A 13,775-nucleotide genomic window follows, 5' to 3' on the forward strand; every position below is an offset into this window, starting at 1 on the left:
TTTTTATTTCACAACGCGTAGCGCCGGGCGACCACCGCGCGGAGGCGGATCGTCATCAGGGTCATTGTCGTCGTGATGATCGGGTTTGTCGCCATCGATAAGTGACATCACCGTGTCGCTTTCGCGCTCATCAGATGCATTGTCATCATTCAGGCTGGCAACCTCTTCATCATACGCCGCTTCCGGCTCAAACATGGTACCCGCCCCGTTTTCACGGGCGTAGATAGCCAGCACAGCGGCCAGCGGCACGGAAACCTGACGCGGTACGCCGCCGAAACGCGCGTTGAAGCGCACTTCATCGTTCGCCAGTTCCAGGTTACCCACCGCGCGCGGGGCGATGTTCAGTACGATCTGTCCGTCACGTGCGTATTCCATTGGAACCAACACGCCCGGCAACGTCACATCCACAACCAGGTGCGGCGTGAGCTGGTTATCCAGCAGCCATTCATAGAAGGCGCGCAGCAGATACGGACGGCGTGGGGTAAGTTGTGACATTTCCACAGTCATTAGCCTCGGCCGAGACGCATTTCACGTTCCGGTTCAGTTAAAGATGCCAGGAAAGAGTCGCGTTCGAATACGCGAGTCATGTAGCCTTTCAGCTCTTTCGCGCCAGGACCGCTGAATTCTACGCCCAGGGTTGGCAGACGCCACAGCAGCGGTGCCAGGTAGCAGTCTACCAGGCTGAACTCATCGCTCAGGAAGAACGGCTTCTGACCAAACACCGGGGCGATTGCCAGCAGCTCTTCACGCAGTTGCTTACGCGCAGCGTCGGCTTCGGCAGCGGATCCGCTGGTAATCACGTTCATCAGCGAATACCAGTCTTTCTCGATACGCTGCATGTACAGGCGGCTTTCACCACGCGCAACAGGGTAAACAGGCATCAGCGGCGGATGTGGGAAACGCTCATCCAGATATTCCATAATGATACGGGATTCCCACAGGGTCAGCTCGCGATCCACCAGCGTCGGTACGCTTTGGCTCGGGTTGAGATCGATCAGATCCTGAGGCGGGTTATCCTTTTCCACATGCTCGATCTCAAAACTGACACCCTTCTCGGCCAGCACGATACGAACCTGATGGCTATAAATGTCAGTAGGACCAGAAAACAGCGTCATTACCGAACGTTTGTTGGCAGCGACAGCCATGAAAACCTCCAGGTATATTCAGAATTTTTACTGCTACCAGCCCAACAGGGGCCAGCCAGATGTTGTATCGCCCATCCCAGAGAAGACACATTGTTCAAGAATCGAACAAAAATCGAGTATTCACCGATATTTGGGCAGAAAATTGGATGATAGTTTACCAGATTTTGATGGCTTTGTGGTGAGGGGATTCTGGAAATGTGGAAAAAGAGAAGATATATGCATGGATATTGTGGATAACCTGCGCATTATCCATAAAAAAACCCGCCGAAGCGGGTTTTTCGCCAATCGTTCTGCGTAAGCAGAATGGATTAACGTTTGGAGAACTGTGGACGACGACGTGCTTTACGCAGACCCACTTTCTTACGTTCAACCTGACGCGCGTCACGAGTAACGAAGCCAGCTTTACGCAGTTCAGAACGCAGGGATTCGTCGTACTCCATCAGAGCGCGGGTGATACCGTGACGGATCGCACCTGCCTGACCGGAGATACCACCACCTTTAACGGTGATGTACAGATCCAGTTTTTCTACCATATCAACCAGTTCCAGCGGCTGGCGAACTACCATGCGGGCAGTTTCGCGACCGAAGTACTGTTCCAGAGAACGCTGGTTGATTACGATTTTACCACTGCCCGGTTTGATGAAAACGCGAGCTGCGGAACTTTTGCGGCGACCAGTGCCGTAGTATTGATTTTCAGCCATTGCCTATAATCCCGATTAGATGTCAAGAACTTGCGGTTGCTGTGCCGCGTGGTTGTGCTCGTTGCCTGCGTAAACTTTCAGTTTACGGAACATAGCACGACCCAGCGGGCCTTTTGGCAGCATGCCTTTAACCGCGATTTCAATCACACGCTCAGGACGGCGAGCAATCATCTCTTCAAAGGTCGCTTCTTTGATACCACCGATGTGGCCGGTGTGGTGGTAGTACATTTTGTCAGTACGCTTGTTGCCGGTTACAGCAACTTTATCAGCGTTCAGAACGATGATGTAATCACCGGTATCAACGTGCGGAGTGTATTCCGCTTTGTGCTTACCGCGCAGGCGACGAGCCAGTTCAGTAGCCAGACGGCCCAGAGTTTTACCGGTCGCGTCAACAACATACCAGTCGCGCTGTACGGTTTCTGGTTTAGCTGTAAAAGTTTTCATTAAAAGCTTACCCAAATAATAAGTTACACGTTGGTGAACACCCAAACGTTTAGTCAGTTGAGGTTCACACGACAAAGTCCGGCAAACCTACCCCTTCGAATAGCTCATGCCGACACATAGAAAGTTTCGGGAAAAAAACCTTCTCGTAACGTGGGGTCGCAAGATTATAGAGAAGTTGAGGTCAAAGATCGACCCTTAAATGTGATTTGGAATGGGTTTTTCGAGGGGGCTGAAAATGCCGGGTGGCGGCTGCGCCTTACCCGGCCTACAAGGCTCCCTTCTCAGGGAGAGGGTGGCATTTATTATGGCATATGCTCCAGCTTCAGGTATTCCTCGCTCTGCATCTCCTGCAGACGAGACAGGCAGCGCTGGAACTCAAACTTTAGCCGCTCGCCCTGGTAGATCTCATATAAAGGTACCTCGGCGCTGACCACCAGCTTGACGTGGCGCTCATAAAACTCGTCCACCAGCGCAATGAAGCGTCGCGCCTCGCTCTCCATCAGCCGCGTCATCACCGGTACATCCAGCACCATCACGGTGTGGAACAGACGCGAAAGCGCAATGTAGTCGTGCTGGCTACGAGCATCAACACAGAGCGTCGTAAAGGAGACCGCCAGCGTTTGGTTTTCAACGCCGAGCGTAGGCAACGGACGATGGTTAATCTCAAGTTCCGGGGCGTGCTCGCGTTTTGCTCCCGCCAGCGCCAGCCAGAGTGTATCCATCTCGCGGGTGGTCTCTGCATTTAACGGCGAGAGCCACAGGTGCGCCTGGGTTAACGTGCGCAGACGATAATCGACACCGGCATCAACATTCATAATGTCGCAGTGCTGCTTAATGGCGTCGATGGCGGGCAGGAAGCGTGCCCGCTGCAGGCCGTTGCGGTACAGCTCGTCCGGCGGGATATTCGACGTGGCCACCAGCGTAATCCCGCGGGCAAATAACGCCTTCATCAGGCCGCCTAACAGCATGGCATCGGTGATGTCAGACACAAAAAATTCATCGAAGCAGAGCACGTCCGTTTCCGCCTTGAACCGGTCGGCCACAATCTCCAGCGGATCGCTTTTACCCTGCAGCGCAGTCAACTCTTCATGCACCCGCAGCATAAAGCGGTGGAAGTGCAGACGCTGTTTACGCTCCCCCGGCAGGCTCTGGTAGAACATGTCCATCAGCCAGGTTTTTCCGCGACCGACCCCGCCCCACATATATAAACCGCGCACCGGCGCGTGAGCCTGTGGCGCTTTTTTTCCGAGCAACCGCCCAAATGCCGCCTTTAGCCCGCCATTCTGTTCGGTTTCAGCGGGTTTGGCCGTGAGCTCCTGATAAATCATCTCCAGACGGCTTACCGCCTCACGTTGAACGTCATCCGGCTGATGGGTACCCTCGTTAAGGGCCAGTTGATATCGCGATGCAGGGGACAGGTTTTGCATAATCTTATTGTTATTCCTTCAATTAACGCTCACCAGCAGACGTGACTGATGAAAAAAAGGCCGTTCTACACTACGCGATGATACGTCAGGATTCCACTTCTACGGAAATAGCGGTTATAGTGGCATTATCAGGCACAGGCAGGAGCCGAGCCAACACCCTACGGAACAACAAGACAACGGGAGAAGTTCATGACCTGGGAATATGCGCTAATCGGTTTAGTCGTCGGCATCGTCATTGGTGCTGTGGCCATGCGTTTCGGTAATCGCAAATTGCGTCAGCAGCAGTCACTGCAGTACGAACTGGAAAAGAACAAAGCCGAGCTGGAAGAGTATCGTGAAGAGCTGGTCAGCCATTTTGCCCGTAGCGCCGAGCTGCTGGACAACATGGCGACCGATTATCGTCAGCTGTATCAGCATATGGCAAAAAGCTCCAGCAGCCTGCTGCCGGAAATGACGGCGGAAACCAACCCGTTCCGCAACCGTCTGGCAGACTCTGAGGCCGGTAACGATCAGGCGCCCGTTCAGATGCCTCGCGACTATTCAGACGGCGCGTCCGGCCTGCTGCGCGGCGGTGTAAAACGCGATTAATCGCACAACCTGAATTTATTTTACGGGCGCAGCGATTGCGCCCGTCCTTTCTTCATGACCCCAGCTATCATTTAGTTAAACACCTCATTGTTCAGCGGTTTAAAATTCAATAACATCAACGTGTTTTTGGGGCCGTTTTTCCTTTATTCCAGGTTACGAGAGTCAACATCGATGAAGAAAAAAAACCAGCTGTTGAGCGCTATCGCGTTAAGTGTCGGGTTATCTCTCTCGGCGTCCGTTCCTGTATTTGCCGCCATTCCCTCCCAGGTGCCTGGCCAGGCGGCCATTCCGAGCCTTGCACCCATGCTGGAAAAAGTGTTGCCTGCGGTCGTCAGCGTTCAGGTTGAAGGCACGGCGGTACAAAGCCAACGCGTCCCTGAAGAACTGAAGAAGTATTTTGGCGATGAGTCTCCCGACCAGCAGGCCCAGCCTTTTGAAGGCCTGGGGTCTGGCGTCATTATCGATGCGGCAAAAGGCTATATTCTGACTAACAATCATGTCATCAGCCAGGCCGATAAAATCAGCGTCCAGCTAAACGATGGCCGCGAATTTGATGCCAAACTGATTGGCGGCGATGACCAGAGCGACATCGCGCTGCTGCAGGTGCAAAACCCGAGCAACCTGACCCAGATTGCCATCGCGGATTCCGACAAACTGCGCGTCGGCGACTTTGCCGTCGCCGTAGGCAACCCCTTTGGCTTAGGGCAAACCGCCACCTCCGGGATCGTCTCCGCGCTGGGACGTAGCGGCCTCAATCTGGAAGGGCTGGAAAACTTTATCCAGACCGATGCCTCAATCAACCGCGGGAACTCCGGCGGGGCATTGCTCAACCTTAACGGTGAGCTGATTGGGATCAACACGGCGATTCTGGCCCCGGGCGGCGGCAGCATTGGGATCGGTTTTGCGATTCCCAGCAATATGGCCAAAACGCTGGCACAGCAGCTCATCCAGTTTGGTGAAATCAAACGCGGGCTGCTGGGTATTAAAGGTATGGAGATGAGCGCGGATATCGCAAAAGCGTTCAACATCAACGTACAGCGCGGGGCGTTTGTCAGTGAAGTGCTGCCTAACTCCGGCTCGGCAAAAGCAGGTATCAAATCGGGCGATGTGATCGTCAGCCTCAACGACAAGCCGTTGAGCAGCTTTGCCGAGCTGCGCTCGCGAATAGCCACCACCGAACCCGGCGCCAAAGTGAAGCTGGGTCTGATCCGTGACGGTAAACCGCTGAACGTTGAAGTGACGCTGGATAAGAGCACCTCCTCCTCTGCCAGTGCGGAGCTGATCGCCCCGGCGCTGCAGGGTGCGACGCTGAGCGATGGACAGTTGAAAGACGGTACGAAAGGCATTCGCATCGACACCGTTGAAAAGAGCAGCCCTGCCGCTCAGGCCGGATTGCATCAGGAAGATGTGATCATTGGCGTAAACCGCAATCGCGTGCAGTCCATTGCCGAACTGCGCAAGGTGCTGGAGAGTAAACCGGCGGTTATTGCCCTGCAGGTCATGCGCGGCAATGAGTCTATCTATATTCTGTTGCGCTAAGCATTTGCGACCCGGACATCACCGCTGCGTGTGATGTCCGGATAACTCATGTTATGCTGCAAATCGTTCCTTTTTTAACGACACGCGCATCATGCTTTTAAAGCTCTTACGTTCTATTGTCATCGGTTTGATTGTCGCTGGCCTGCTGCTGCTGGCGCTGCCGTCTTTACGTCAGTTCAATAAACTGTCGGCTCCCCAGTTCGATAGCACGGATGAAACACCGGCCACTTATAATCAGGCCGTCCGCCGAGCCGCACCTGCCGTGGTTAACGTCTATAACCGTGGCCTGAATACCTCAGCCCACAACCAACTGGAGATCCGCACCCTCGGCTCCGGCGTGATCATGGACGAGCGCGGCTACATTATTACCAACAAGCACGTGATAAACGATGCCGACCAGATCATCGTCGCCCTGCAGGATGGCCGCGTTTTTGAGGCATTACTCGTGGGATCTGACAGCCTGACCGACCTCGCCGTCCTGAAGATTAACGCCACAGGCGGTTTGCCGGTCATCCCGATCAACCGTAAACGTACCCCGCATATAGGCGACGTCGTCCTGGCGATTGGTAACCCTTACAACCTGGGCCAGACCATCACTCAGGGGATCATCAGCGCGACCGGCCGTATTGGTCTGAACCCCTCCGGGCGGCAGAACTTCCTGCAAACCGATGCCTCCATCAACCACGGTAACTCCGGCGGTGCGCTGGTCAACTCGCTGGGCGAACTGATGGGGATCAACACCCTGTCGTTCGATAAGAGTAACGACGGTGAGACGCCGGAAGGGATCGGCTTTGCCATTCCGTTCCAGCTGGCGACCAAAATTATGGATAAGCTGATCCGCGACGGACGCGTGATCCGCGGCTATATCGGTATCGGTGGCCGCGAAATTGCGCCGATGCATACCCAGGGTGGCGGTATCGATCAGATCCAGGGCATCGTGGTGAACGAGGTGGCGCCAGGGGGTCCGGCGGCCAACGCGGGGATTCAGGTCAATGACGTCATTGTGTCGGTCAACGGTACGCCAGCGGTTTCTGCGCTGGAGACGATGGACCAGGTGGCAGAAATTCGCCCGGGCTCTATTATCCCTGTTGAAGTCATGCGCAACGATAAGAAACTGACGCTGCAAGTCACCATTCAGGAATACCCGGCAACGAACTGACAGGCATAAAAAAACGGAGCGATAAGCTCCGTTTTTTTGCCAGGAGACGGTTCGTATTACTTGTTAACGAACTCTTCACCCAGGGTGATATCTTTCTTCAGCGTATCCAGCATGCCTTCCATCGCGTGTTGTTCAAACGCGCTCAGCTTGCCAATGGATTTACGCTCTTCGATACCATTTTTACCCAGCAGCAGCGGCTGAGAGAAGAAGCGAGCGTGTTCGCCATCGCCTTCAACATAAGCGCATTCAACAACGCCTTTCTCGCCCTGCAGCGCGCGAACCAGTGACAGACCGAAACGTGCAGCCGCCTGGCCCATAGACAGGGTTGCAGAACCGCCACCCGCCTTCGCTTCCACCACTTCGGTGCCCGCGTTCTGGATGCGTTTGGTCAGGTCAGCTACTTCCTGCTCGGTGAAGCTTACGCCTGGGATCTGCGACAGCAGAGGCAGGATGGTAACGCCAGAGTGACCGCCGATGACCGGCACTTCCACTTCTGTTGGCTGTTTGCCCTTCAGCTCAGCAACAAAGGTGTTGGAGCGGATGATATCCAGCGTGGTTACGCCGAACAGTTTGTTTTTGTCGTAAACGCCCGCTTTCTTCAACACTTCTGCCGCGATAGCAACGGTGGTGTTCACCGGGTTAGTGATGATACCGATGCATGCTTTCGGGCAGATTTCTGCAATCTGCTGCACCAGGTTTTTCACGATGCCCGCGTTGACGTTGAACAGGTCTGAACGATCCATGCCTGGCTTACGCGCCACGCCTGCAGAAATCAGCACCACGTCGGCACCCTGCAGTGCAGGACGCGCATCTTCACCGGAGAAGCCTTTGATTTTTACAGCAGTTGGGATGTGGCTCAGGTCAACCGCCACACCTGGGGTTACCGGAGCAATATCGTACAGGGAGAGTTCTGAGCCTGAAGGCAGTTGGGTTTTCAGTAGTAGGGCAAGCGCCTGGCCGATACCACCAGCAGCGCCGAGGACTGCGACTTTCATCCTAAACTCCTTATTATGGTTAACTTAAGTATCTGTAAATCCGTTGCGGCGACCATAATTCAGCAAGTAAATAATTACAATTTTCGTAGCTAAAGAATTTGAGGTCACGCGACTTTATCTCTCTTCAGAAGACGCTCTGACGACAGACGGCGACGAATTAAGAGGTGGTTACAATACACCCTGCCCCGCCACCAAAACAACATCATTTTGATAACATTTAATTTACTTTTAAGCTTATTTGCGCGGCGTGACCCAGGCATGTTTTCTGATAACGAAATCTGATAAAATCACTCCCTTTCATAACATTATTTCAGCCTGGCGCTGAGTAGATAATTTGCATAAAAATTCATCCACATGCATAATAATGTTGTTTCTATCGTCATATTCCGGGTGACTTATGCGAAGCTCGTCTAAGCAAGAAGAATTAGTCAAGGCGTTTAAAGCGCTACTTAAAGAAGAGAAATTCAGTTCTCAGGGAGAAATTGTTCAGGCGCTGCAGGAACAAGGCTTCGATAACATCAATCAGTCGAAAGTCTCCCGCATGTTAACGAAATTTGGCGCGGTGCGTACCCGTAACGCCAAGATGGAGATGGTCTATTGCCTGCCGGCGGAACTTGGCGTGCCGACCACCTCCAGCCCGCTGAAGAATCTGGTTCTGGATATCGACTACAACGACGCCGTTGTGGTGATCCACACAAGCCCTGGAGCCGCACAGCTGATTGCCCGCATGCTGGACTCGTTAGGTAAAACGGAAGGCATCCTCGGGACTATCGCCGGCGATGACACCATCTTTACCACGCCGGCTAGCGGTTTCTCCGTTAAAGATCTCCACGAAGCGATTCTGGTTCTGTTCGAACAGGAACTCTAATCCCCTTTCCCCGTAGCGCCGCTGCGGGGATCGTTCTGCCCCCACGCCGTTTCCCCCTCTTTTCCACTGCCCCTTACTTTAACAAATAGTGCTTTTTACCGCCCATTAACATTCATCTGGTGAATGCTAAATCAAAAAATCGCACAAAAAATCAAAAGCTGATATCCATATGATTTTCTTAGATATAGCCAACACAAATGCGCAAAAAACACCCAATATTATGCAAATTGGTTATAAAAAAAGAATGGTTAACACGTAATAACAACAGAAACCATTAGGCTGGTATTAATTTTTACCGTTATTAGTGTATACTTGATTTTGTGATGAGGGTCACGAAACAAGACCCCACTAAAAAATTCGACGAGGTAAAAATCATGAAAATCAAATCAACTGTAGCGGCGCTGAGCGTCCTGTCTGTCCTGTCATTCGGTGCTTTCGCGGCTGACGCTATCAATGCTGATCAGGCGCAATCACGCGAGACCATCGGTACGGTTTCTGTCGGCGCGGTCGGCACATCGCCAATGGACATGCGTGAGATGCTGAACAAAAAAGCGGAAGAAAAGGGTGCGTCATCCTACCGCATCATCGAAGCGCGTTCTGGTGCCCACTGGCACGCCACCGCTGAGCTGTACAAATAAGTTTGAGCAATAACTGAAAACGTAAATCTCCACTCAACGGCACCAGGCATAAAAATAGCGGTTCAACCCTTCTCGCCGTTGAGCAAAAACCCTATTCAGGAGTAAAGACTATGAAAACCAAATTGATCATCGCAACCCTCGGTCTGGCATCTGTTCTCTCTTTCGGCGCAAGCGCAGCCGTACAGCAGGTGAATGCCGACCAGGCACAAAATCTGCAGCCTATGGGCAGCATCTCCGTGACGTCTGTTACCGGCTCTCCGATGGATATCCGTCACGAATTGGCTGCCAAAGCTGAAAAAGCAGGTGCCAGCAGCTATCGCGTCACCGAACTGAATCAGGGTGACCACTGGCATGCAACTGCAGAACTGTATAAATAAACCCTCGTCGTATCTCATCATACGACTTGCCCCTGGCCTCATGGTCAGGGGCTTTTTTCATTCAGTGCCGCGCGTTAAAACGCAGCTGCCCTTCCAGCTCTTCTTCCGCTTCATCGAACAGTAATATCAGTGCGCCAAAGCGTCTGCGCAGCTTATCGGGCAAATGGATGAACTCAATTTCCAGCGGTAGCGGCAGCAGACTCCCGGTCACCACGTCCCACAGCGTATCCAGATTCGTCACGCTTTCCCGTTCAAGATCAAACACCCGGATAAATTCGCGGTAGAAGTCTTCCTGACTGTCGATCTCGTCAAAATCAAAAGTATAGGTTTTCATTGCCAGCCACCCAGTCCAGGCGAGCGGCAGATGCCGCCCTGTCTATTATAATCCCCCGATGTGAAGGGTTTTCACTTCCAGGTACTCTTCCAGGCCCAGCACGGAGCCCTCACGACCCAGGCCTGACTCTTTTACGCCGCCAAAGGGCCCCAGCTCCGTGGAGACGGCACACTCGTTAATGCCGATCATCCCACTCTCGATGGCCTGCGAAACGCGGAAAACACGTGAGAGATTCTGGGTATAGAAGTAAGCGGCCAGCCCATAGGGCGTGTTGTTGGCGCGCTGGATAACTTCATCTTCCGAGGTGAAACGGAAACATGCCGCAACCGGGCCAAACGTCTCTTCTTCTGCCAGCTTCATGCCTTCATGGCAGTCGCCCAGCACGGTTGGCATCCAGAAATTCCCGCCAAGCGGATGGGGCTTACCCCCTGCCAGTACGGTTGCCCCCCGAGAGACGGCATCGTCGACATGCTCACGCACCTTGTCGACCGCAGCAGATTCAATCAGCGGCCCGACAACAACGCCCTCGTCAAGGCCATTCCCCACCTTGAGCGCCTTCACGGCATCGGCCAGTTTATTCACAAACTTGTCGTAGACGGTTTCCTGAATATAAAAACGGTTCACGCTGACGCAGACCTGCCCGGCATTGCGGAACTTGTTGGCAATCGCCCCCTTCACCGCCGCGTCGATGTCTGCATCCTCAAAAACGATATACGGGGCATTTCCCCCCAGCTCCATCGAGACTTTCTTCATGGTTTCGGCAGCATTACGCACCAGCGTTTTGCCGACGGAGGTCGAGCCGGTAAAGGAGATTTTACGCACGTCTCGGCTTGCCATGATCGCATCGCTGATTTCATGCGTATTCCCGGCCACAGCGTTGAGCACGCCGTCGGGCACGCCAGCCTGTTTTGCCAGGGTAAGCAGCGCAAAGGCACTGAGCGGCGTATTATTGGCCGGTTTGATCACACCGGTACACCCTGCAGCCAGCGCCGGGCCTAACTTGCGGGTGAGCATGGCCATCGGGAAGTTCCACGGCGTTATCGCCGCGACCACGCCAATGGGTTCACGGGTCGCCAGAATGCGCGAGCCGGGTTTGATCGGCGGAATAATTTCACCGTTCGCGCGCTTGGCCTCTTCGGCAAACCACTGGATAAAGCTGGCAGCGTACTCCACCTCGCCTTCGGCCTCTTTCAGCGGCTTACCCTGCTCGGTGGTCATTAACTGCCCGAGCCAGCTTTTATTCTCAATGATCAGTTCGTACCAGCGATAAAGAATCGCCGAGCGTTCTTTCGCGGTTTTGGCACGCCAGGCCGGGAAGGCTTTGGTGGCCGCTGCTATAGCGTCTTCGGTTTGTGCTTTACCCGCTTTGGCGACTTTCGCGATGACTTCCCCGGTTGCGGGGTTAAGCACATCGAAGGTCGTGTCCAGCGTTTTCCAGATTCCGTTGACCAGATAACCGGTCTGAAAAAGGATGTGATCCTGAAGCGCCTGGGTCGTCATGTGTCCTCCCTTCCTGAAATGTAAGAACGTGCTGGAATAAGTATAGCCACAAAAAAACCGACGCTTTTGGCGTCGTTTTTTTTACTTCGGTCAGCTATCCGTGAGGGCATTCTGGTAGCGATGCAGCATAAACACCAGCCGTCCTACCGGCTCGGTCACCTGAGGCGGCGCGTCCCAGGTTTTAAGCTTCTCCTGGTAGATATCCAGCTCTTCAAGCAGTTGCGTAAAGTAGCGACGTCGTTTGTCATCACTGCTGGCGGAAAGCACGTGGTCAGCGGTACGACGCAACTGGCGGTGCCAGGCCGACAGATCGTCGTTGATCGGCACCGGTGCGTTACGCAGTCGCTGGTGTGCAATGATCATGGTCAGCGCCAGCCGGAACTTGCCGATATCGCCCGGGAACTTGTTCAGCAGTAAAAACAGCTGCTGGTAGAGCGCGGGCAGATGGTTCTCTTTACGGCGCGCGGTGTTGGTTGTCATCGACGACACGGCGGCCGACACAAACTGGTTCAACAGCACGCGGCCCGTTCTTGCCTGCGAATTATCGCGGACCAGCAGAATCACCATCATTGCCAGGAAACAGCCCACCAGCTGACCTAACGCACTGTCGAGGAACTGGCTGAAATGGAAGGTCATCGGGTTATCGAGCACGATGATGTTAATCGTACTCGCCAGCGCCCCCAGCGATCCCAGACGTCGCTTTTGCACTTCAATGCCGATAAAGAACGCCATTACCGCCAGACTAATACAGAGCAGCAGCATGCTCTGCTGCGTCGACGGGATGATGACCAGAAAGTAGAGCGCGCCTATCGGCAGGGCGGCAATGGTGCCGTACAGGAAATCGATGGCGACCATACGCGGATTAGGCAGACGCATCGCCAGTGCGGTCACGACGGCAATCATCACCATCGCGCCGCTGCCGGACGTCCAGCCCGTCCACAGCCAGAACAGCGTGCCGAGCATACAGGCGAGCGTCGTACGCCAGAAGTTCACCATCGCATGATGGCGCTCGGCGGATTCCGCCTTGATCACCACTTCGCCCTGCAGCACCTCTTCTTCCGCCGCGCTGATTTTGGTATTCCCGATCACGCCGCGTTTCAGCAGCAGGTAGCGCGTCGCGGCGCCGACCCAGGTGTAGATGGTTACCGGCGTGTCGCGCTCCCCTGTCCAGGCGATCACCCTGCGCATACGCTTCAGCTGCTTGTGCACGTCCTGCACCGTTTCCACCGGCTCGGCGAACAGTTCGCGGAAGGTATCGGTGACCGCTTCCGGCCGGGTGTTTTGAATCAGATAGGTTTCACATGCCTGGGTAATCAGCGTTAACGAGACCGTATTAAGGGCTTTCAGACGACGGTTAGCGCGGGCCCAGCGTGACGACTCCATATTGAGATTGCTGCGCATCCCCTCCAGCGCCTGCGTGCGGCGAACCAGCCCGCTCCAGGCTTTATCCACCTCTTCGCTGTCGCCGTGCTTGATGCAGAGCTGCATCAGCTGGTACTGAGCGACAATCAGCGCGTCAAGCTCACGGTCGACTTCCTGCTTGATGGAGCGCGGGGAGAACAGCAGGTCCGCGACAATCGCACTCACGATACCAATGACAATTTCGCTGCATCGCTCCACCGCAAACTGCGGAGCCAGCAGCGGCTCGGACTGGATGGTGATGATAATAATCAGCGCGGTATAGCCCGCCAGCCCCCAGGCGTAGGAGTTCTCCACTTTCACCAGAGACGAGATCCAGGTGCAAAAGCCCGCCCAGATACAGCACACCATCAGCATCAGCAGCGGCGTGCGGATCATCAGAATAATAATGGTGAGCGCCGCGAAACAGCCGATAAACGTCCCGATGATACGCAACATCCCGCGATAGCGGATCGCGCCTGAATAGGGTTCCCCACCCGCAGCAAAGGCCGGGCCCGCCGCGACAATCGCGGCCGTCAGCACTGCCCAGCGAGGGGTTTCAAGCTGGAAGTGAAAGCCAACAAACAGCGCCAGCACAATGGCACACGCCAGCTTCACGGCGAAGCGAATGTGCTGGCTGGCGATGGAAAAGATGCCCATAG

The 13,775-nt window shown here is 54.4% G+C and carries 15 protein-coding genes; 6 read left to right on the forward strand and 9 right to left on the reverse strand.

The window, feature by feature from the left end; genetic code table 11:
• Positions 1 to 3: 3 nt before the first annotated feature.
• From sspB to zapE, 5 genes are all read right to left on the reverse strand, one after another.
• Entirely contained in the window at positions 4 to 501 is a 498-nt protein-coding gene (gene sspB, locus ABFV38_RS19745) for a ClpXP protease specificity-enhancing factor (RefSeq protein ID WP_045355426.1), read from the reverse strand.
• Positions 502 to 506: 5 nt separating this feature from the next.
• Positions 507 to 1,145: a stringent starvation protein SspA gene (gene sspA, locus ABFV38_RS19750; protein WP_025756674.1), complete on the reverse strand. Its 639-nt coding sequence runs from the start codon at positions 1,143 to 1,145 to the stop codon at positions 507 to 509.
• A 308-nt stretch (positions 1,146 to 1,453) separates the two neighbouring features.
• On the reverse strand, positions 1,454 to 1,846 hold the full coding sequence (gene rpsI / locus ABFV38_RS19755) for a 30S ribosomal protein S9 (protein ID WP_003860436.1): 393 nt from the start codon (positions 1,844 to 1,846) through the stop codon (positions 1,454 to 1,456).
• 15 nt (positions 1,847 to 1,861) lie between these two features.
• A complete protein-coding gene (rplM, locus tag ABFV38_RS19760; protein ID WP_003860434.1) occupies positions 1,862 to 2,290 on the reverse strand; it encodes a 50S ribosomal protein L13 in 429 nt (142 codons plus the stop codon).
• A gap of 302 nt (positions 2,291 to 2,592) precedes the next feature.
• Positions 2,593 to 3,717 carry a cell division protein ZapE gene (gene zapE / locus ABFV38_RS19765; protein ID WP_045910127.1) on the reverse strand — a complete coding sequence of 375 codons (1,125 nt, stop codon included), beginning with the start codon at positions 3,715 to 3,717 and terminating at the stop codon, positions 2,593 to 2,595.
• A 189-nt stretch (positions 3,718 to 3,906) separates the two neighbouring features.
• On the opposite strand from zapE, the gene zapG reads away from it, so the two are divergent.
• The 3 genes from zapG to degS all read left to right on the forward strand — a co-directional run bounded on the left by zapG (position 3,907) and on the right by degS (position 7,003).
• Entirely contained in the window at positions 3,907 to 4,305 is a 399-nt protein-coding gene (gene zapG / locus ABFV38_RS19770; RefSeq protein ID WP_008502832.1) for a Z-ring associated protein ZapG, read from the forward strand.
• Between the two features lie 171 nt (positions 4,306 to 4,476).
• The gene (gene degQ / locus ABFV38_RS19775) at positions 4,477 to 5,844 is read left to right on the forward strand and encodes a serine endoprotease DegQ (RefSeq protein ID WP_045910128.1); all 1,368 of its coding nucleotides are present in this window, start codon (positions 4,477 to 4,479) and stop codon (positions 5,842 to 5,844) included.
• A gap of 91 nt (positions 5,845 to 5,935) precedes the next feature.
• Positions 5,936 to 7,003: an outer membrane-stress sensor serine endopeptidase DegS gene (gene degS, locus ABFV38_RS19780; RefSeq protein ID WP_008502834.1), complete on the forward strand. Its 1,068-nt coding sequence runs from the start codon at positions 5,936 to 5,938 to the stop codon at positions 7,001 to 7,003.
• A 56-nt stretch (positions 7,004 to 7,059) separates the two neighbouring features.
• Here degS and mdh read toward each other — a convergent pair whose 3' ends face one another.
• Positions 7,060 to 7,998 carry a malate dehydrogenase gene (gene mdh / locus ABFV38_RS19785; RefSeq protein ID WP_045910129.1) on the reverse strand — a complete coding sequence of 313 codons (939 nt, stop codon included), beginning with the start codon at positions 7,996 to 7,998 and terminating at the stop codon, positions 7,060 to 7,062.
• Positions 7,999 to 8,395: 397 nt separating this feature from the next.
• Between mdh and argR the strand changes: the two genes are divergently transcribed.
• The 3 genes from argR (at position 8,396) to yhcN (ABFV38_RS19800) (ending at position 9,881) form a co-directional block, all read left to right on the forward strand.
• Positions 8,396 to 8,866 (forward strand): transcriptional regulator ArgR, encoded by a 471-nt coding sequence (gene argR, locus ABFV38_RS19790; protein ID WP_008502836.1) that lies wholly within the window; start codon positions 8,396 to 8,398, stop codon positions 8,864 to 8,866.
• 374 nt (positions 8,867 to 9,240) lie between these two features.
• Entirely contained in the window at positions 9,241 to 9,504 is a 264-nt protein-coding gene (yhcN, locus tag ABFV38_RS19795; protein WP_045910130.1) for a peroxide/acid stress response protein YhcN, read from the forward strand.
• A 110-nt stretch (positions 9,505 to 9,614) separates the two neighbouring features.
• Positions 9,615 to 9,881 (forward strand): peroxide/acid stress response protein YhcN, encoded by a 267-nt coding sequence (yhcN, locus tag ABFV38_RS19800; RefSeq protein ID WP_008502838.1) that lies wholly within the window; start codon positions 9,615 to 9,617, stop codon positions 9,879 to 9,881.
• A gap of 61 nt (positions 9,882 to 9,942) precedes the next feature.
• On the opposite strand, the gene ABFV38_RS19805 is transcribed toward yhcN (ABFV38_RS19800), so the two are convergent.
• The 3 genes from ABFV38_RS19805 to aaeB all read right to left on the reverse strand — a co-directional run bounded on the left by ABFV38_RS19805 (position 9,943) and on the right by aaeB (position 13,773).
• Positions 9,943 to 10,215, reverse strand: a complete 273-nt coding sequence (locus ABFV38_RS19805; RefSeq protein ID WP_008502839.1) for a barstar family protein — start codon at positions 10,213 to 10,215, stop codon at positions 9,943 to 9,945.
• A 45-nt stretch (positions 10,216 to 10,260) separates the two neighbouring features.
• The gene (locus tag ABFV38_RS19810) at positions 10,261 to 11,715 is read right to left on the reverse strand and encodes an NAD-dependent succinate-semialdehyde dehydrogenase (protein WP_032664520.1); all 1,455 of its coding nucleotides are present in this window, start codon (positions 11,713 to 11,715) and stop codon (positions 10,261 to 10,263) included.
• Positions 11,716 to 11,805: 90 nt separating this feature from the next.
• Positions 11,806 to 13,773 (reverse strand): p-hydroxybenzoic acid efflux pump subunit AaeB, encoded by a 1,968-nt coding sequence (gene aaeB, locus ABFV38_RS19815; RefSeq protein ID WP_048225154.1) that lies wholly within the window; start codon positions 13,771 to 13,773, stop codon positions 11,806 to 11,808.
• Positions 13,774 to 13,775: the final 2 nt, after the last annotated feature.

Origin of the sequence: Enterobacter cloacae complex sp. Mu1197, assembly GCF_040059225.1 — a bacterium.
Lineage (GTDB): Bacteria > Pseudomonadota > Gammaproteobacteria > Enterobacterales > Enterobacteriaceae > Enterobacter > Enterobacter quasiroggenkampii.